Raw genomic sequence first — 17,941 nt, forward strand, 5'->3', positions numbered from 1 at the left:
CGGCCACTGCGTGGCCGCTGCTCCCTATGGGTCGCAGGTGGGGGCTGGGTTTGTGGGGTGAGGGCGGAATCGGGGTGTGCGAGGTGTGGGGGTCGGTGCGGGCATGGCGGAATTGGGGTGTGTAGGTGGTGGGGCGGTGGTTTTGTCGCGCCCAGGTGGGGGGAAATGTTCGGGTCCTGGCAGGATCAATGGGGTGAATGCGCAAGTGGAGACGGTCGTTGATCTGGATGCCATTGCTCATAATGTGCGGGTGCTGCGGGAGTTCGCGCAGGGGGCCGCGGTGATGGCGGTGGTCAAGGCTGACGGGTATAACCACGGGGCGGTCGAGGTGGGGCGCGCGGCGTTGGGGGCGGGGGCTGCGGAGTTGGGGGTTACCACGGTAGGGGAGGGGTTGGCTTTGCGGGCGGCGGGGATCGATGCGCCGATTCTTTGTTGGCTCAACACTGTTGACGCGGATTACGCGGGGGCTGTCGCGGGGGATCTCGAGATCGGGGTGTCGTCGTTGGCGCAGTTGCGGGCGGTGGAGCGGGCCGCGGTGGGGGTGGGGCGGATGGCGACGGTGTCGGTGAAAGTGGATACGGGGCTCAATCGCAACGGGGTGTCGGTGACGGAGTATCCGCAGGTCCTGCGGGCGCTGCGGGGGTTGGTCGACGGGGGTGTGGTGCGGTTGCGGGCGATTTTTTCGCATCTGGCGCATGCGGACGAGCCTGCGCATCCGATGTTGGATCGGCAGCGGGAGCGGTTCGTGGAGGCGATCGCGGCGGCCAAGGAGTTCGGGCTGGAACCCGAGCTGGTGCATATTTCGAACTCGGCGGCCACGCTGACCAGGCCTGATCTGCATTTCGACATGGTGCGGCCGGGGATCGCGGTGTACGGGCTTTCGCCGATTCCTGAGCTGGGGCAGTTCGGGTTGCGGCCGGCGATGACGTTTCAGGCCGAGGTCGCGCTGGTGAAGGAAGTGGCGGCGGGGGAGGGGGTTTCGTACGGGCATCGGTGGGTGGCGCCGCGCGACACCACGGTCGCGCTGATCCCCGCGGGGTACGCCGACGGGGTATTCCGGTCGCTGAGTGGGCGTTTCGAGGTGTGGTTGGGCGGGGCCCGACACCGTAATGTCGGACGCGTGTGCATGGACCAGTTCATGGTTGACCTCGGCGACAACGCGGGCGGCGTGCGCGAAGGTGACCGCGCGGTGCTGTTCGGCGGCGGCGCGGGACACCCGCACGCGCTGGACTGGGCGCGGGCGCTGGACACCATCGACTACGAAATAGTCTGCGCGCCAAAGGGTCGCGCGGTGCGCCGCTACGTGGGGACCGGCCGATGACGCGGCGCACGGTGATCCGTCGCGGCGGCCTGGCGACCGCGGGACTGCTCACGGGGTTGGCCATCGCCCATTCGCTACGGCAGATCGGCGCGCGGGTGCGCTGGCCCGCCGAACGCGACGAATATCGCGACGAGAACTTCGCGCTCATCGATGAGGACGAACCGGGGTCGGTGCTGTCCGACGACGGTGTGTCGCTGGCCACCCGCACCTACGGTGACGCCTCCGCCCAGGTCACGGTCGTTTTCGTGCACGGATTCTGCAACAGCATGGAGTCGTTCCACTTCCAACGCCGTGACCTGGCGCAGCAGTACGGTGCGCGGGTTCGGCTGGTGTTCTTCGACCTGCGCGGCCACGGACGCTCCGGCACCCCGACCACCGACAGCTGCACGGTCGCGCAGCTGGGCCGCGACCTGGCCACCGTCATCCGCGAGTGCGCGCCCACGGGGCCGGTGGTGCTGGTCGGGCATTCGCTGGGCGGCATGGCCGTGCTCGCGGCGGCCGCGCAGTTCCCCGAACTGTTCGCGACCAGGGTGCGCGCGGTGGCACTGTTGAGCACCGCGGCCGCGGAGGTGACCTCGACCGGGATCATGCAGCTGCTGCGTCATCCGGCGGTCGACGGGTTCCGGATGGCCGTGCGGACCGCGCCCACGCTGGTGCAGTTCAGTCGCAGCGCGAGCAAACAGGTGCTCACCCCGGTGCTGCACGTGAGCTCGTTCCACGGCCCGGTCAGTCCCACGCTGTCGCGGTTCACCACGATGATGATCGACCGCACCCCGGTGGCCACGATCGAGAAGTTCCTGAAAGCCATTGAGCTGCATGATGAGTCGGCCGCGCTGCCCGTTTTGGGTGAGATGCCGGTGCTGATTCTCGGGGGCGCGCACGACATCGTGATCCCGTTCCGTAACTCGCGCGACCTCGCGGCGGAACTGCCGGGCAGCGAACTGGTTCGGGTGCGTGAGGCGGCGCACATGCCACACCTACAGTTCCCCGAGGTGACCGCGGCCGCACTCGACCGGCTGCTCGAGCGCGCGGGCCTGGCCGACGCGCACGGTGAGGAGGCCGTCGGTGGCTGACCCGCAGCAGCGCGTGCTCGACACCGTCGAAGACACCGAAGCCTTCGGACGCGAACTCGCCGACACCCTTCGCCCGGGTGACCTGGTCGTTCTCGACGGCCCGCTCGGCGCCGGAAAAACCGCACTGACCAGGGGAATCGCCGCCGGGCTCGGTGTCGCGGGCCGGGTCAGCTCGCCCACATTCATCATCGCGCGCGCCCACAAAGCCGGGGTTCGCCCCGACGGCACGCCCGGGACCGCGATGATTCACGTCGACGCCTACCGCCTCGCCGGTGACCTCGACGAACTGGACGCACTGGACCTGGACACCGACCTGCACCACGCGGTCGTGGTCGTGGAATGGGGCAAGGGGGTGGTCGAACACCTCACCGACCGTCACCTGCGCGTGCAACTCGCCCGGGAGCCGGAATCCGATGTGCGCACGGCGATCTGGGAATGGATCGAATAACGCGCGATCAGCTGCGCACCGGTGCGCGCGCAGCGCCGATACCACCCGGTATTGTTGAGACAATCATGCTCGTACTAGCAGTCGACACCGCGACACCCGCCGTTACAGCGGGATTGGTGCACCTGTCACCTGCCGGTGAACCCGGCACCCGCCCCACCGTTGCGACGCTTGCTGCCCGCGTGAAGGTCGACGCCCGCGCACACGCCGAGGTCCTCACCCCGCAGATCCTGGAATGCCTGGCCGAAGCCGGCGTGCGCCGCGACGAACTCGACGCGGTCGTGGTCGGCCTCGGACCCGGTCCGTTCACCGGGCTGCGCGTGGGGATGGCCACCGCCGCGGCCTTCGGTGACGCGCTGGGGCTCCCGGTGCACGGGGTGTGCAGCCTCGACGCGATCGCCGCGGACACCTTCGGCGAACAGCGCGACCCCGGCGAACTGCTGGTGGTCACCGACGCGCGCAGGCGCGAGGTGTACTGGGCGAAGTACCTCGACGGTGCGCGCGTGGCCGGTCCCGAGGTCAGCAAGCCCGCCGACGTGCCGGTCGGGGAGGCCGCCGCGATCGCCGGGTCGGCCGCGCACGTGGACTATTTCGATCTGCCGGTGCTGCCCAGTGAGACGCCCTCGCCCGCCGGGCTGGTCACCGTCGCCGCGCCCGCACTGCTGTCGGGTGACGCGCCGCAGGCGCTGGTGCCGTTGTATCTGCGCAGGCCGGACGCGGTGGAGAACAGTTTCCGTACCCTCGACCGGACCGGGGCGTGAGTGTCGTGACCGAGTACGTGATCGCCGCAATGACGCTGCCCGACATCGACCGCTGCGTCGAACTGGAGCACCTGCTGTTCCCCGAGGACGACCCGTGGCAGGCGGTGTCGTTCCGGTCCGAACTGGCGGGCGGGCACAACCGGTACATCACCGCGCGCAACGCCGACGGGGTGATGGTCGGCTACGCGGGCATCGCGCTGCTGGGCGACGACGCCCATCCCGAGGCCGAAGTGCACACGATCGGGGTCGACCCGCAATGCCATCGCGGCGGGATCGGGACGCTGCTGCTGGAAGCGCTGCTGGCCACCGCGGCCGAACGCGGCGGTCCGGTGTTTCTCGAGGTGCGCACCGACAACGCGCCCGCCATCGCGATGTACGCCAAGCACGGGTTCCACATCATCGGGCTGCGCAAGAACTACTACCACCCCAGCGGCGCCGACGCGTACACGATGCGACGGCCGGAACTGACCGCGGCAGCGGACGAATGGGCCGCACGGGGTCGGCAAGACGAGGTGCTGTCGTGATCGTCGTCGGAATCGACACCACGGCGGACAACCAGCGGAGCGAGGCAGTGTCGTGATCGTCATGGGGATCGAAAGCTCGTGCGACGAAACGGGAGTCGGCATCGTGCGCCGTCATCCCGACGGTTCGGTCGAACTGCTCGCCGACGAGGTCGCCTCGAGCGTGGATCAGCACGCGCGGTTCGGTGGCGTGGTGCCCGAGATCGCTTCGCGTGCGCATCTCGAGGCGATCGTGCCCGCGATGCGGCGTGCGCTGGCCACCGCGGGGATCAGCAAGCCCGACGCGCTCGCGGTCACCATCGGGCCCGGCCTGGCCGGTGCGTTGCTGGTGGGTGTGGCCGCGGCGAAGGCTTATGCGGCGGCGTGGGATGTGCCGTTCTACGCGTTGAACCACCTCGGTGGGCACGTCGCGGTCGACACGCTCGAGCACGGGCCGATGCCGCCCGCGGTGGCGTTGCTGGTGTCGGGTGGGCATACGCATCTGCTGCAGGTGACCGATCTGGGTGAGCCGATCACCGAACTCGGTAGCACTGTCGATGATGCCGCGGGCGAGGCTTTCGACAAGGTCGCTCGGTTGCTCGGGCTCGGGTATCCCGGCGGGCCGTATCTGGATGCCGCTGCGGCAGACGGTGATCCGCGCGCGATCGCGTTTCCGCGCGGGATGACCCGGCCGCAGGACGCGCGGTACGACTTCTCGTTCTCGGGGCTCAAGACCGCTGTCGCGCGGTATGTCGAGGCGGCGCAGCGGCAGGGGATCACCGCTGATCAGCTGCCTATTCCTGATATCGCGGCGTCGTTTCAGGAAGCTGTGGCCGACGTGTTGACCATGAAGGCCGTGCGTGCGGCCAAGGATGTCGGGGTCGACACGATCGTGCTAGGCGGGGGTGCCACGGCCAATTCGCGGATTCGGTCGTTGGCCGAAGAGCGTTGCGGGGCAGCGGGTTTGACGTTGCGCGTGCCCAAGCCGCGGTTGTGCACCGATAACGGGGTGATGATCGCGGCGCTGGGGGCGCATGTGATCGCGGCGGGGGCTCAGCCTGCCGCGTTGACTGTTGCTACGGATCCGGGGTTGCCGGTTTCGGTGAGCGCGCTGCGTTAGCGTCCTGAAAGGTGCCTACTCGGTGGGGGCCACAGTAGGGCTGGGTGCCGGGGTTTGTGTGTTGGGCGTCGAGGGGCGACGGCCGCCGCCGGAGGAGCCACTGTCCAAGCCCAGCGGCGACTCCGGGTAGGGAATCTGGGGAAGGTTCGGGTCGGGTCGCAGGGTGGGTGCCGTCGGTGATCCCGGTACGGGGTTCGTGGTTGTTGTCGGCGCGGAGGTGGGTGGCGCCGTGGTCGCCGTGGGGGGATCGGCGGCGGGCGGGGCGTTGGTGACGCCGGTGCGTTCGGTGCTCTCGCGGGTAGCCGGCGTCGGTTCGGGCGCGGGCATAACCGGTAAGGGGGATTGACGCACAGTGCTGCTGGTGCCCGCGGGCGTGACGTCGGGGGTGTCGTAGTTGACCGCTTGCACGCCGTAACCGATCACCAGGCCGACCACCACCACCGCGCCGGCCAGCGTGCCGACGACCTTGGCGAAGGTGCCGCTGGACGTGTCGGCGTGCGCGCCGCTCGGCAGGGTGGACGGGGCGGCGGCATCGGCGACCAGTGCGGCGCCCTTCGCGATCGCCGCTTCGGGATCGGGCACGGTCAGTACGGGGACATCCAGGCGTGCCGCGAGAGTGTCTATGACGCAAGGGATATTGGCGCACCCGCCGATCACCGCGACCGCGTCCGGGTACTTCGGCGAACGGGTGAACACCGACGACGAGAACAGTGCGATATTGCGCAGCAGCCCACCGATGAGCTCTTCGAAATCAGGGCGGGTCAGCTCTAGCCCTTGTCCCGCAACATGATCGATGGTGACCACCGGCGCCAGCGACAGGTGCTCCTTGGCGGCGCGGCCACGATTGGTCAGGGTGGTGCGGTTGGGCCTGGTGCCGCGGCGGGCGTAGTGCAGGTCGACCAGGTGGTGGTAGATCAACTCGTCGATGGCGTTACCGCTCAGCGACGGCGTACGTTCGGTGTGTAGGACCACGCTGTCGGCGTAATCGGCCACGGTGACACTGAGACCGGTTGCGCCCAGGTCGATCACGGCCACGGTGGGGTAGCGGTCCAGCAGACCGGTACTGCGCAGGTAGGCCAGCGCCGCGGCGCCCTCGGTGACCAGGCGCAGATCGCGGTGGCGCGTACACGCGGCCCGAATCGCCTGTGCCTGTTCCTTGTTGCGGTACGCCACGGCCACGCTGGTGGGGGGACGCGCACGCGCGGACTCGGCGCGACGCTGCCCGCCCGAGTAGCGGCCCAGCGGTTCGCCCATCATGCTCATACTCGCGGTCTGCGACACCGGCAGCTGCGTGGTCATCAACTCGATCGAGGACGACACGAGATCGCCGAGATCGGAATGTGCGGCGTCGGCGGAAACCACTCGGTAGTCGAAACTTTGCTCGCCCGCGGGCCCTGTCGCGACCAGTGCCGAGCACACCACCTCGTTCCCGGCCGAGATGCCGAGGGATGTTCGCATGTTCACCTCCCTTCGCGCGGTTGGTGCTTTCCTGTGCTATGTCACAGCCTGTTATGCGAACGTTACAGATTGTGGCAGTCGAAGTGAAGACCACTGCCCAGTGTGGGCGTGTCGAAAATGCGACATCGGCAGAACCCAGCCTTGAGTGCTGGCACTCTCGCGTATAGAGTGCTAGTCGGCACTGTGTTAGCTGTACTCGTGCCAGTCGACTTCTGGGCTTCGGTCCCGGCACCCGCGACGACGGGGCCTGTGCGCAGGGTCGCGAGCTGACCGAAACCGGTCTGGGACACCAGTTCCGGACAACCGAATTTCCCCGAAAGTGGAGGGCTCAACGTGGCGAGCGTGAACATCAAGCCGCTCGAGGACAAGATCCTCGTCCAGGCCAACGAGGCCGAGACGACGACGGCCTCCGGCCTGGTCATCCCGGACACGGCCAAGGAGAAGCCGCAGGAGGGCACCGTCATTGCCGTCGGCGCGGGTCGCGTCACCGATAAGGGTGACCGCATCCCGGTCGACGTCAAGGAAGGCGACGTCGTCATCTACAGCAAGTACGGCGGCACCGAGATCAAGTACCAGGGTGGGGAATACCTCATCCTCTCGGCGCGCGACATCCTGGCCGTCGTCACCAAGTAAGGCCAAACGCCGCATCAGCGTTCCGCCCCGGCGTCTTTCACTAGACCCGGGGCGGATTGCGTTCACAAACAGGAGCTGAATCCTTTATGCCCAAGCAGATCGAGTTCGACGAAAAGGCTCGCCGGGCTCTGGAACGCGGTGTCGACAAGCTGGCCGACGCCGTCAAGGTGACCCTCGGCCCGCGTGGTCGGCATGTGGTGCTGGCCAAGGCCTTCGGTGGCCCGACCGTCACCAACGACGGCGTCACCATCGCGCGGGAGATCGACCTCGAGGACCCCTTCGAGAACCTCGGCGCGCAGCTGGTCAAGAGCGTGGCCACCAAGACCAACGACGTCGCGGGCGACGGTACGACCACCGCCACCGTGCTGGCCCAGGCCTTCGTGCGCGGCGGCCTGAAAAACGTTGCCGCGGGCGCCAACCCGATCACTTTGGGCCAGGGCATCGCCGCGGCCGCGGAGAAGGTCTCGGAGGTGCTGCTCGAGCTCGCCACCCCCGTGTCCGGCGAGAAGGCCATCGCCCAGGTCGCCACCGTGTCCTCGCGTGATCCCGAAATCGGCGACATGGTCGGCAAGGCACTGACCACGGTCGGCAAGGACGGCGTTGTCACCGTCGAGGAATCCTCGACCACCAGCACCGAACTCGTCATCACCGAGGGCGTGCAGTTCGACAAGGGCTACCTGTCGCCCTACTTCCAGACCGATCCCGAGGCCCAGCAGGCCGTGCTCGAGGACACCTACGTCCTGCTGCACCGCGACAAGATCAGCTCGCTGCCCGATCTGCTGCCGCTGCTGGAGAAGGTCGCCGAGTCCGGCAAGAGCGTGCTGATCGTGGCCGAGGACGTCGACGGCGAAGCGCTGTCGACCCTGGTGGTCAACTCGATCCGCAAGACCATCAAGGCCGTTGCCGTGAAGGCGCCGTTCTTCGGTGACCGTCGCAAGGCGTTCCTCGACGATCTGGCCGTGGTCACCGGCGGCACCGTGATCAACCCCGATCTCGGCGTCACCCTGCGCGAGGCCACCCTGGAGCAGCTGGGCCAGGCCCGGCGCGTGGTGGTCACCAAGGACGAGACCGTGCTGATCGACGGCGCGGGCTCCGAATCCGACATCAAGGCCCGTGGCGCGCAGCTGCGTCGCGAGATCGAGGCCTCGGACTCCGACTGGGATCGCGAGAAGCTCGAAGAGCGTCTGGCGAAGCTGGCCGGTGGCGTCGCGGTGATCAAGGTCGGCGCTGCCACCGAGACCGCGCTCAAGGAGCGCAAGTTCCGCGTCGACGACGCGGTCGCCGCTGCCAAGGCCGCGGTCGAGGAGGGCATCGTCCCCGGTGGCGGTTCGGCACTGGTCATCGCCGCTGCCGCGCTGGTCGAACTGCGTGACTCGTTCACCGGTGACAAGGCTGTCGGTGTCGAGGTGGTTCGCAAGGGCCTCGAGGCGCCGCTGTACTGGATCGCCACCAACGCCGGTCTCGACGGTGCCGTCGTGGTCGCCAAGGTCTCCGAGGGCAAGGACGGCTTCAACGCCGCCACCCTGACCTACGGCGACCTGCTCGCCGACGGTGTCGTTGACCCGGTCAAGGTGACCCGTTCCGCCGTGGTGAACGCCGCCTCGGTCGCGCGGATGATCCTGACCACCGAAAGTGCCATCGTGGAGAAGCCGGCTGCGGCCGACGACGACCACGGGCACGGTCACTCGCACTAAAGAGGTAACGACGAAGGCCCCCGGATCGCTGCGGCGATCTGGGGGCCTTTCGTCATCCGCTAGCTGGCGACCGGCGGATCTTGTGCCTGCAGCGTGGCCAGTAAACGGGCGCGCAGCGACGGCGGTGGTGGGGTGGGGGTTGCGGACGCGAGCTGGGCGAGGGCTTCGCGGGTATGGCGAACCTCGCGCAGGAACTGCGTACACAGGGTGGGATCTTCGGTATCGATGATGGTCTGGATCGCGTGATGGTCTTCGTCGTCGATCAATCCGAGCGCGACGGTGTGCGCGAGATCGATCTGGGCTTCGTTCATCTCACGTCACCCCCAAACTTTTCTTCAGTCGTGTCAATCCGTCCCGAATCCGGGACTTCACGGTCGGTAACCCGATGCCGAGGTAAGTCGCAACCTCGGCGTAGGTCCGCCCGCCGTAGTAGGCGAGCGAGATCGCCTCGCGTTGGGTCTCGGTGAGAGTCGAGAGCCCGCGCTGGACGGCCTGTTGTTCTAGTCTGCGTTCCACCTCCTCGGTGACCTCGTCGAATTCGTGACCGAGCACCCGGATCCCGTACGCGACCTCGCGCTGGGTGTGGGCTTGCTCGGCACGAACCCGGTCGACCGCGCGCCGGTGGGCCAGCGTCATCAGCCAGGTCACCGCCGACCCCTTGGCGGGGTCGAAACTCGTGGCGGTGCGCCAGACCTGGAGATAGACCTCCTGCGTGGTCTCCTCCGCGTACCCGGGGTCGTGGAGCACCCGCAGGACCAGGCCGAAGACACGCGCCGACGTCCGGTCGTACAGTTCGGCAAAGGCTTGCTGGTCGGACAGGCTGCATCGGTGTAGCAGAGCAGCTAGCTCGACGCCTTCGGCCGCGCGTGCGGTAACCGCAGAATCCACGCTCGGTGGAAAGGCTTCGCTTCGGAACCCATTCTGTGTCATCGGACACGAATGTAGACCGAGGCTATGACAGCCGTCTGCCCGGGGTGTCTTTGTTCGGGGTGCCAGTTGTTTGCTAGGGATTCGGCACGCCGGACCGGGTGGATGGGAACAGATTTCCCACCGGCGCGGAAGAGTCCTCAGACCGCCATGCGCCGCCGGTTGCGACGGGCGTGCATCTCGCGTTCGGTCTCGGACATGCCACCCCAGATGCCGTAGGGCTCGCTGACCTTGAGGGCGTGGGTGCGGCACTGCATGAGCACGGGGCAGGCCCGGCAGATCTCCTTGGCGCGCATTTCGCGTGCGGTGCGGGCGCGGCCGCGTTCGCCGTCGGGGTGGAAGAACACCGCGGAATCCTGACCGCGGCACAGTCCACGCATCTGCCAATCCCAGACGTCGGCGTTCGGACCGGGGAGGTGAGTAGGCATGGGCATGGTGAACTCCTTGTTGCGCGAGCTCGTCAGCGTTGTCGAGCGAAGTGGTGCGGCAGGTCTTCGCGCCACCCGTTGCGGGGTGACCGGCTCGACGGTGCCTGACGGTGCCGCTCGGATGTCGCTGCGTTTTCGCGCGGCGCCAACCGTGGCGATGAGTTACGTTAGGTGCAGGCGGGAAATTACGTCAATAGTTCGGCGCATGTGTTCAGTAAATCTGCAACGCTGAAATTTAACCTTCTCACTATTTACATTTCACACTCGATCCCCCCATACTGTTTGGTTGGCTATGGATCGGGTGTCTTCGCGTAGTCGAAGCATCCCATGTTTTCCCAGGTCGCGCCGGTAGAGGCCCTGTTTTCCGCGGTGCGGCTCCCCGTCGACGAGTGTGCTGCGTCACAGTGACCTATCCCGACTGTGCGCGAGTAGATGGCGAAAACGGGGCGCGAAGGTTAATTGCGCGAAACGCATGTGAATTCGAGACTTTGCGGTAGTGGGATCGGAGAGCGGAGATTTACCTGATGGCAACATCGACGCTCGGACGAAATGCTGACTGTTTGCTGAATGGGTTTCTCGCGTACATAACACGGGAACGGCCCGGGCCTGTCGGCGGCTAGAGTCCGGACGTGCGTACAACGGCCTCACCCGCGGATATCGGATCCGAAATACTCGCTTCGACTGCTTTCGGGCCCACTCCCGGCCTGGCCGCTGCGGAGTTGCCGGAGCCCGGCGACCCACTGTCGAGGTGGTACCGCGCGGTCGCGCTCGGTGGGCAGGGGCGGTACGCCGCCGCCCGTTCTGACCTGCAGGTATTGGCTCGAACCAGGATCGATCCGGGTCTGAAATCGCTCGTCGAGAGCACTCGGGGATCGCTGCTGCGCCAACTCGGCGATCACGCGGGCGCGGCGGTCTTCGACGGCCGTGCGGCCACGCTCGCGCTCGGTGCCACCGGAGCGATTCGCGCCGAAGCACTTGCCGACGCGTATACGGGGCTGGCCGCTGACGCGTTGGGCACCGGCCGACTCGCCCTGGCCCACACACTGCTGCGCCGCGTGCCACCACTGCTGGCGCAGGCACCCCCGCGCGCCGAGGTGCGCTGGCACTGGGTGCGCGCGGAAACCGCCCTTGCCGGCGGTGCGGGCGCTGAAGCCCTGCGCGACGCGGGCAAGGCCGTCGAACTCGCCGCGGCCCTGCCGTCAGTCCGTCATCAGGTGAAATCGGCACTGCTGGTCGCCGCTGCCACCGCCGCCACCGGTGACCTTGTCAGGTCCGCTGAACTGGCCCGCCAGGTCGACCTGGACTGCCGCGACAACGGCCTGCTGCCGCTGCGCTGGGCCACCGCCATGCTGCGCTCCGGCGTCGACGAACCGGCCGCCGCGCGCATCGCCGCCGACGAAGCCGCAGATCATGGTGGCCGTCTGCGGGTCTGGGGTGGCGACATCGCCCCGCTGGGTGCGTGATCGCCCGCGGATGATCTTTCTGAGAGCACGGTTAGAAGCGACCACGCCCGCTGGCGGCCGATTCGCGGGTCGCTATTGTTAGTCCCGTTCCGCCTTTTCGGTGGAAGCTCGGTCACATTGGACCGCGCCACTCGTAACGCCAGGAAAATCTCTGACGATGACGCATATGGGCGAAGAGTTGGACCTCGCCGTCGCTGCGGCTGCGCAGGGCGACAGGACCGCTTTAGCTCGGGTATTGGAACTGGTCCGTCCCTTGGTAGTTCGCTACTGCAGGGCGCGGATCGGGGCCGCGGAGCGCGGACAGCTGTCCGCGGACGATGTTGCGCAAGAGGTCTGTTTGGCTGTGATGACCGCCCTGCCCCGCTATCAGGATCAGGGTCGGCCCTTCATGGCCTTCGTGTACGGAATCGCTTCGCACAAGGTCGCCGACGCCCATCGCAACGCCGCACGTAACAAGTCGGAAGCGATGGCCGAAGTACCAGATGTCATATCCACCGACCAGGGACCGGAACAGCGGGCTCTCGACTCGGAGACGAGCAGGCAGATGAACACTCTGCTGGCAACGCTCCCCGAGAAACATCGAGAAATCCTGATCCTTCGTCTGGTCATGGGTCTGTCAGCAGAGGAAACCGCAGTCGCCGTGGGTAGCACGGCGGGGGCGATACGGGTTGCCCAGCACAGGGCACTCGCGAAACTGAAGTCACAAGTGGCGAGGGCAGGTGAAATGTATGGCTAGGGATGGCGAGCACGGTCTTGGCAAAAGCGGTCCCTACGCCGCCGAGGGTGCCGGTGACTCCGGGCCGGTCGACATCGCGGCGGTGCGCAGCGATGATGCGCTGATCGACGCGATCATCGGCGACGGTCCGGTACGTACCGACAGTCCCGAAGAGTTCCAGCTGGCGTCGTTACTCGCGGATTGGCGGGCCGATGTACTGGCCGCACCGATGCCTGCGGGCCCTGATCTGGACACCGTGTTCGCGGCGGTCAATCAGGAGATCGGCGCACGGCAGGTTCGAGTCGGAGCTTCCTCGCGCGGACGTCTGCGGCTGGTCCGCCCGATCTTCGGGGCGGCAGCGGCATTGTCGTTGGTGTTCGGCGGTATCACGGCATTCGCTTACAGCGCTGCCCCCGGCGATCCGCTGTGGCGGGTCAAGGAGGTCGTGTTCAGCGAACAGGCCCAGTCCACCGTCGTGCAGTACGCCGACGAGGATCTGCTGGCCGCGCAGAACCTGCTCACCTCGGGCGATCCGGAACAGGCCAAGGCCCGGCTGGAACAGGCCTCGTCCAACGCGGGCCAGGTCGACGACCCGGTCAAGCGCGACGATCTGATCGCACGCTGGAACCTACTGCGTGACCAACTACTCGCGCTCGCACCCGAAATCGGCGCGCAGTTGCCGCCGACCACGGTCACCCCGGCCAAGCCGACCACCCAGGCACCGGTTCCGCCCACGTCGAACCCAGGTTCGCAGGCTCCGGTCGCACCGACCGGTCCCGGTGGCAGCACCGATCCGCAGCCGCCGGTCATCCTGGAAACGCCCGGTCCCGAGACCAAGCCGGTGGTCCCGCCGGTCGAGCCCACGCAGCCGCCGGTGACCACCCCGCCGCCGGTGACACCGCCGGTCACGGTCGATCCGACGACTCCGCCGACCACCATCGCCGAACCACCGCCGGTCATCGTGCCGACGGTGGTCCCGACGTCGGAACCGCTGCCGCCCACCGTGCCGTCCACGCTGCAGGTGCCGCCCGCGGCCACGATCCTGCAGACCCCGCCGACGGTGCCGTCTCCCTGAAGCACCACGCAACGATGAATTGAACACACACCAACGACGAAGGCCCCGAACAGGTTCGGGGCCTTCGTCGTGTTACCAGCTCAGTTGTCGAACCCGTCGAAACCGTCGCCGTGGAACGCCTCGTTCATCGACGCGTCCGCGTAGCCGCGGCAGTAATCCCACGTGACGTAAGCCTCGGGGGTGGGGTCGTAGGCGGGCTCGTGCGGACGGACGGTGCCGTCCACGAGTAGCTGCAGCAGGTTCGCCCGCAGCATGTCCCAGTCGTGGTAGTGATCTTGCCGACAATCCTCACAGCTGACGACCAGGCCGCGGATTCCGCGGTGGGCCAGCAGGGCTTCGTATACGGCGAGGTCTGCGAGATCTTCCTCGACCGCGAGGCGCTCATGAGGATCCAACGGCTCACCGGGCTCGATAGCGTCGAGCGCGGCAGACGGGTCGGAGGGGTCTCCGGCGAAGGGATCCGGCGGGAGGCCAGGTGGTAGATGGTCACGCACATCCCCACGGTACGCAGTACTCGGTACATCGCGCCAGCGATGCGGGGGGCAAGTTTTGCCGAAGGGCTCACTTCACAGCCGTATCCGGGCGCCGGATACCATGGAACGCAGGCGTCGGCGACTTGTTCTCGCCGACCGATCCGACAGCTTTTCCGCCCGAGTAACCGACGCACTGTGACCAACGCGTCGGTTGCTACCACGACCAGGAGGGGTCGATCCGAATGAGTAATCCCGTATCGGGCGAACGAAACGCGGTGCGCCCTCCTACGGGGGGCGACGATCCGACCAAGATCGCCATGCTCGGCCTCACGTTCGACGACGTGCTGTTGCTGCCTGCCGCCTCGGATCTCATCCCCAGCTCCGTCGAGACCTCCAGCCGCCTGACCAGGGACATCACCCTGCGTACGCCGCTGGTGAGCTCGGCCATGGACACCGTCACCGAGGCTCGCATGGCCATCGCCATGGCGCGTGCGGGCGGTATGGGTGTGCTGCACCGCAACCTGTCGGCCGCCGATCAGGCCGCCCAGGTGGAGACGGTGAAGCGCTCGGAGGCGGGCATGGTGACCGACCCGGTCACCTGTCGTCCCACCGACACCCTCGCCGAGGTCGACGCCATGTGCGCGCGCTTCCGCATCTCGGGCCTGCCCGTGGTCGACGAGACCGGCGCGCTGGTGGGCATTATCACCAACCGCGACATGCGTTTCGAGGTCGATCAGGATCGTCGCGTGGACGAGGTGATGACCAAGGCGCCGCTGATCACCGCGCGTGAAGGGGTCACCGCCGAGGCCGCGCTGGGTCTGCTGCGTCGCCACAAGATCGAGAAGCTGCCCATCGTGGACGGCAACGGCCGCCTGCGCGGGCTGATCACGGTCAAGGACTTCGTCAAGACCGATCAGTACCCGTACGCCACCAAGGATCGCGACGGCCGCCTGCTGGTCGGTGCCGCGATCGGTGTCGGCGAGGATTCCTGGTCGCGGGCCATGGCGTTGGCCGATGCCGGCGTCGACGTGCTGATCGTGGACACCGCGCACGGGCATCAGGCGCAGGTGCTGCAGATGGTCGCCAAGGTCAAGGCCGAGGTCGGCGATCGCATCCAGGTCGTCGGCGGCAATGTCGCCACGCGCGCGGGTGCCGCGGCTCTGGTCGAGGCGGGCGCTGACGCTGTCAAGGTGGGTGTCGGTCCCGGCTCCATCTGCACCACCCGCGTGGTCGCCGGTGTCGGCGCCCCGCAGATCACCGCGATCCTGGAAGCCGTCGCCGCGTGCAAGGCCGCCGGTGTGCCGGTGATCGCCGACGGTGGCGTGCAGTACTCCGGTGACGTGGCCAAGGCCATCGCCGCCGGTGCGTCCACGGTGATGCTGGGCTCGCTGCTCGCGGGCACCGCCGAATCGCCCGGTGATCTGATCCTGGTCAACGGCAAGCAGTTCAAGAGCTACCGCGGCATGGGCTCGCTGGGCGCCATGCAGGGCCGCGGCCAGGCCAAGTCCTACTCCAAGGACCGCTACTTCCAGGACGACGTGCTCGCCGAGGACAAGCTGGTCCCCGAGGGCATCGAAGGCCGCGTTCCGTTCCGCGGCCCGGTCAACCAGGTGATCCACCAGCTCGTGGGCGGCCTGCGCGCCGCGATGGGCTACACCGGTTCGCAGAACATCGAGCACCTGCAGGATGCGCAGTTCGTGCAGATCACCGCCGCGGGTCTCAAGGAGAGCCACCCGCACTAAAACATCTTCTCCGCCGTGCACCACAACTCCGGGGGGCGCGCTTTATTAAATTTGTTTGTTTTGTGCGGGGGTTGTTACGCTCCCGGCCCACAGCCATGCAAGCCGTCAGGTTTGTGAAAACGCGCGCACACGCGCGCCCGAACACAGGGAGCAACTGTGCGTGACATGGTCGAAATCGGTATGGGGCGGGTCGCCCGTCGGACCTACGAGCTGGACGACGTCGATATCGTGCCCTCGCGGCGTACTCGGTCGTCGAAGCTGGTCTCGTTGGCCTGGCAGCTCGACGCCTACCGTTTCGAGATCCCGGTGCTCGCGCATCCCACCGACGCGCTGGTCTCGCCCGAGTTCGCGATCGAGCTCGGCCGCCAGGGTGGCCTCGGTGTGATCAACGGTGAAGGCCTGTGGGCGCGGCACGCCGACGTGCAGTCCAAGATCGACCAGCTCATCGATCTGGTTGACAAGGGGGGTTACGAAAAGGCCATCTCGCTGCTGCAGGAACTGCACGCCGCGCCGATGCAGCCCGATCTGCTCGCCGCCGCCGTCGCCCAGGTCCGTGCGGCCGGGGTGACCACCTCGGTGCGGCTGAGCCCGCAGAACGCCCGCGCGTTCACTCCCGCGCTGGTCCAGGCCGGTATCGACCTGCTGGTCGTGCAGGGCACCATCATCTCCGCCGAGCACGTGGGTGGGGAAGAGCCGCTGAACCTCAAGACCTTCATCGCCGAACTGGACGTGCCCGTCGTGGCCGGTGGCGTGAGCGATCACCGCACCGCGCTGCACCTGATGCGCACCGGTGCCGCGGGCGTCATCGTCGGTTACGGCTCGTTCCCCGGCGCCACCACCACCGGCGAGGTGCTGGGCATCGGCGTGCCGATGGCCACCGCCATCGCCGACGCCGCCGCCGCGCGTCGCGACTACCTCGACGAGACCGGCGGCCGGTACGTGCACGTGATCGCCGACGGTGACGTGGCCACCTCGGGTCAGCTGGCCAAGGCCATCGCCTGTGGCGCCGACGCCGTGATGCTCGGGGTGCCGCTGTCGGCCTCGGCCGAAGCGCCCGGTCGCGGCTGGTACTGGCCTTCGGCCACCGCGCACCCCTCGGTGCCGCGCGGTTCGTTCCTGCCGGTCGACGAGGCCTGGATCGACGGCCCCGACGGCGCGGTGGCCCGTCCGAGCCTCGAGCGGGTGCTCTACGGCCCGTCCGACGACCCGTTCGGTTCGCTGAACCTGGTCGGTGGGTTGCGTCGTTCGATGGCCAAGGCCGGGTACTCCGACCTCAAGGAATTCCAGAAGGTCGGGCTCAGCGTTCGCTAACGCACACGGGTCAGGGAGACCCGATCCCGCAGGAACCGGGCGATCGCGGTATTGACCGGTTCCGGGTGGGTCATCGTCACGGCGAGGCGGGCGCCATCGATCTCCACGAAGGTGGAGGCGGTGAGCCCGTCTGCCAGCGTGCGGGCGCGATCCCCGGCGATCCCGCTCTGGTTGGCGTGGATGATCAGCGCGGGGCAGGTGATCTCGCGCAGCCGGTCGAGCACCGAATCGCGGCCGAGCAGGCAGCCCACGGCGGCGTCGAGGCCGCTGTGCGCGTCGCCGACCCAGCGCCGGGTCCAGATGTCGCGGTACCAGCTGTCGTCGCCGATCAGCCAGTCGGCCAGGCGGCCCGCGGCTTCCTCGCGGGAGCTGCGGTCATGCCACTCGTCGAGAAAACGTTGCGTGGCGGCGGACTGTTCCAGCGTGGGGCCGTGTGCCTCGGTGCTGATCAGGATCAGCGCGGCGACCCGTTCGGGGGCCACCAGCGCCGTGCGCAATGCTGTGAAGCCCCCTTGCGCGGTGCCGCCGACGATGGCGCGTTCGGCGCCGATCGAATCGAGCACGGTCAGCGCGTCGCGCGCGGCGGTCCAGTACGTGAACGGCAACCGTTGATCCCTGGTGCGGCCGTGTCCGCGCGCGTCCCAGGCGACAATCCGGAATTCGGGAGCGAGTGCGGCCTGCTGCGAGGCGAACATCGTGCGATCCATGAAGAATTCGTGGGCCAGCAACACCACCGGACCCGTGCCACCGCTGTCTTCGTAGTAGATGTCGGCATCGATCGCGCGGGCGAATGGCACGTGCA

At 67.7% G+C, this 17,941-nt stretch carries 19 protein-coding genes; 13 read left to right on the forward strand and 6 right to left on the reverse strand.

What is annotated here, in order from left to right:
- Positions 1–193: 193 nt before the first annotated feature.
- The 6 genes from alr (at position 194) to tsaD (ending at position 5,220) form a co-directional block, all read left to right on the forward strand.
- Positions 194–1,321, forward strand: coding sequence for an alanine racemase (gene alr / locus ACFWU5_RS21115; RefSeq protein WP_379241522.1), 1,128 nt, complete (start codon positions 194–196; stop codon positions 1,319–1,321).
- Complete coding sequence (locus ACFWU5_RS21120) at positions 1,318–2,394, forward strand: alpha/beta fold hydrolase (protein ID WP_379241523.1); 1,077 nt, start codon at positions 1,318–1,320, stop codon at positions 2,392–2,394. Before alr ends, ACFWU5_RS21120 begins: the two co-directional genes overlap by 4 nt.
- Positions 2,387–2,842, forward strand: coding sequence for a tRNA (adenosine(37)-N6)-threonylcarbamoyltransferase complex ATPase subunit type 1 TsaE (gene tsaE, locus ACFWU5_RS21125; RefSeq protein WP_379241524.1), 456 nt, complete (start codon positions 2,387–2,389; stop codon positions 2,840–2,842). The genes ACFWU5_RS21120 and tsaE overlap by 8 nt, the downstream gene beginning before the upstream one ends.
- Positions 2,843–2,907: 65 nt before the next feature.
- Entirely contained in the window at positions 2,908–3,600 is a 693-nt protein-coding gene (tsaB, locus tag ACFWU5_RS21130) for a tRNA (adenosine(37)-N6)-threonylcarbamoyltransferase complex dimerization subunit type 1 TsaB (RefSeq protein ID WP_379268358.1), read from the forward strand.
- 29 nt (positions 3,601–3,629) lie between these two features.
- Positions 3,630–4,124, forward strand: coding sequence for a ribosomal protein S18-alanine N-acetyltransferase (gene rimI, locus ACFWU5_RS21135; protein ID WP_379241564.1), 495 nt, complete (start codon positions 3,630–3,632; stop codon positions 4,122–4,124).
- A 52-nt stretch (positions 4,125–4,176) separates the two neighbouring features.
- Positions 4,177–5,220, forward strand: coding sequence for a tRNA (adenosine(37)-N6)-threonylcarbamoyltransferase complex transferase subunit TsaD (gene tsaD, locus ACFWU5_RS21140; protein WP_379241526.1), 1,044 nt, complete (start codon positions 4,177–4,179; stop codon positions 5,218–5,220).
- A gap of 15 nt (positions 5,221–5,235) precedes the next feature.
- Here the strand turns inward: tsaD and ACFWU5_RS21145 are convergent, their stop codons facing one another.
- Positions 5,236–6,678: an Hsp70 family protein gene (locus ACFWU5_RS21145; protein WP_379268359.1), complete on the reverse strand. Its 1,443-nt coding sequence runs from the start codon at positions 6,676–6,678 to the stop codon at positions 5,236–5,238.
- Between the two features lie 333 nt (positions 6,679–7,011).
- On the opposite strand from ACFWU5_RS21145, the gene groES reads away from it, so the two are divergent.
- Both groES and groL read left to right on the forward strand, forming a co-directional pair.
- Positions 7,012–7,311, forward strand: a complete 300-nt coding sequence (gene groES, locus ACFWU5_RS21150; protein WP_056818214.1) for a co-chaperone GroES — start codon at positions 7,012–7,014, stop codon at positions 7,309–7,311.
- A gap of 86 nt (positions 7,312–7,397) precedes the next feature.
- On the forward strand, positions 7,398–9,005 hold the full coding sequence (groL, locus tag ACFWU5_RS21155) for a chaperonin GroEL (protein ID WP_379241528.1): 1,608 nt from the start codon (positions 7,398–7,400) through the stop codon (positions 9,003–9,005).
- Positions 9,006–9,064: 59 nt separating this feature from the next.
- Here the strand turns inward: groL and ACFWU5_RS21160 are convergent, their stop codons facing one another.
- The 3 genes from ACFWU5_RS21160 to ACFWU5_RS21170 form a co-directional block, all read right to left on the reverse strand.
- Positions 9,065–9,316, reverse strand: coding sequence for a hypothetical protein (locus ACFWU5_RS21160; protein WP_379241529.1), 252 nt, complete (start codon positions 9,314–9,316; stop codon positions 9,065–9,067).
- A gap of 1 nt (position 9,317) precedes the next feature.
- Positions 9,318–9,935, reverse strand: coding sequence for a sigma-70 family RNA polymerase sigma factor (locus ACFWU5_RS21165; protein WP_379241530.1), 618 nt, complete (start codon positions 9,933–9,935; stop codon positions 9,318–9,320).
- A gap of 137 nt (positions 9,936–10,072) precedes the next feature.
- A complete protein-coding gene (locus ACFWU5_RS21170; RefSeq protein ID WP_379241531.1) occupies positions 10,073–10,366 on the reverse strand; it encodes a WhiB family transcriptional regulator in 294 nt (97 codons plus the stop codon).
- A gap of 623 nt (positions 10,367–10,989) precedes the next feature.
- Here ACFWU5_RS21170 and ACFWU5_RS21175 point away from each other — a divergent pair.
- The 3 genes from ACFWU5_RS21175 to ACFWU5_RS21185 all read left to right on the forward strand — a co-directional run bounded on the left by ACFWU5_RS21175 (position 10,990) and on the right by ACFWU5_RS21185 (position 13,613).
- Positions 10,990–11,823, forward strand: a complete 834-nt coding sequence (locus ACFWU5_RS21175; protein WP_379241532.1) for a hypothetical protein — start codon at positions 10,990–10,992, stop codon at positions 11,821–11,823.
- Between the two features lie 157 nt (positions 11,824–11,980).
- Entirely contained in the window at positions 11,981–12,559 is a 579-nt protein-coding gene (locus ACFWU5_RS21180; protein WP_379241533.1) for a sigma-70 family RNA polymerase sigma factor, read from the forward strand.
- Positions 12,552–13,613, forward strand: a complete 1,062-nt coding sequence (locus ACFWU5_RS21185; RefSeq protein ID WP_379241534.1) for an anti-sigma-D factor RsdA — start codon at positions 12,552–12,554, stop codon at positions 13,611–13,613. The genes ACFWU5_RS21180 and ACFWU5_RS21185 overlap by 8 nt, the downstream gene beginning before the upstream one ends.
- A gap of 80 nt (positions 13,614–13,693) precedes the next feature.
- Here the strand turns inward: ACFWU5_RS21185 and ACFWU5_RS21190 are convergent, their stop codons facing one another.
- On the reverse strand, positions 13,694–14,107 hold the full coding sequence (locus ACFWU5_RS21190) for a DUF5319 domain-containing protein (RefSeq protein WP_022567296.1): 414 nt from the start codon (positions 14,105–14,107) through the stop codon (positions 13,694–13,696).
- 221 nt (positions 14,108–14,328) lie between these two features.
- Between ACFWU5_RS21190 and guaB the strand changes: the two genes are divergently transcribed.
- Both guaB and ACFWU5_RS21200 read left to right on the forward strand, forming a co-directional pair.
- A complete protein-coding gene (gene guaB / locus ACFWU5_RS21195) occupies positions 14,329–15,828 on the forward strand; it encodes an IMP dehydrogenase (protein ID WP_379268360.1) in 1,500 nt (499 codons plus the stop codon).
- 156 nt (positions 15,829–15,984) lie between these two features.
- Positions 15,985–17,139 carry a GuaB3 family IMP dehydrogenase-related protein gene (locus ACFWU5_RS21200; protein ID WP_379247061.1) on the forward strand — a complete coding sequence of 385 codons (1,155 nt, stop codon included), beginning with the start codon at positions 15,985–15,987 and terminating at the stop codon, positions 17,137–17,139.
- On the opposite strand, the gene ACFWU5_RS21205 is transcribed toward ACFWU5_RS21200, so the two are convergent.
- Positions 17,136–17,936 carry an alpha/beta fold hydrolase gene (locus ACFWU5_RS21205; RefSeq protein ID WP_379247063.1) on the reverse strand — a complete coding sequence of 267 codons (801 nt, stop codon included), beginning with the start codon at positions 17,934–17,936 and terminating at the stop codon, positions 17,136–17,138. The genes ACFWU5_RS21200 and ACFWU5_RS21205 overlap by 4 nt on opposite strands.
- Between the last annotated feature and the right edge of the window lie 5 nt (positions 17,937–17,941).

It is taken from the genome of Nocardia sp. NPDC058640 (assembly GCF_042716995.1).
GTDB lineage: Bacteria > Actinomycetota > Actinomycetes > Mycobacteriales > Mycobacteriaceae > Nocardia.

Bases quoted from the DNA above. Each gene is read 5' to 3' on its own strand.
- rimI (WP_379241564.1), top strand. From the start codon at position 3,630: ATGACGCTGCCCGACATCGACCGCTGCGTCGAACTGGAGCACCTGCTG.
- ACFWU5_RS21160 (WP_379241529.1), bottom strand. From the start codon at position 9,316: ATGAACGAAGCCCAGATCGATCTCGCGCACACCGTCGCGCTCGGATTG.
- ACFWU5_RS21170 (WP_379241531.1), bottom strand. From the start codon at position 10,366: ATGCCCATGCCTACTCACCTCCCCGGTCCGAACGCCGACGTCTGGGAT.
- ACFWU5_RS21145 (WP_379268359.1), bottom strand. From the start codon at position 6,678: ATGCGAACATCCCTCGGCATCTCGGCCGGGAACGAGGTGGTGTGCTCG.
- ACFWU5_RS21185 (WP_379241534.1), top strand. From the start codon at position 12,552: ATGGCTAGGGATGGCGAGCACGGTCTTGGCAAAAGCGGTCCCTACGCC.
- ACFWU5_RS21120 (WP_379241523.1), top strand. From the start codon at position 1,318: ATGACGCGGCGCACGGTGATCCGTCGCGGCGGCCTGGCGACCGCGGGA.
- ACFWU5_RS21165 (WP_379241530.1), bottom strand. From the start codon at position 9,935: ATGACACAGAATGGGTTCCGAAGCGAAGCCTTTCCACCGAGCGTGGAT.
- guaB (WP_379268360.1), top strand. From the start codon at position 14,329: ATGAGTAATCCCGTATCGGGCGAACGAAACGCGGTGCGCCCTCCTACG.
- tsaB (WP_379268358.1), top strand. From the start codon at position 2,908: ATGCTCGTACTAGCAGTCGACACCGCGACACCCGCCGTTACAGCGGGA.
- ACFWU5_RS21180 (WP_379241533.1), top strand. From the start codon at position 11,981: ATGACGCATATGGGCGAAGAGTTGGACCTCGCCGTCGCTGCGGCTGCG.
- groL (WP_379241528.1), top strand. From the start codon at position 7,398: ATGCCCAAGCAGATCGAGTTCGACGAAAAGGCTCGCCGGGCTCTGGAA.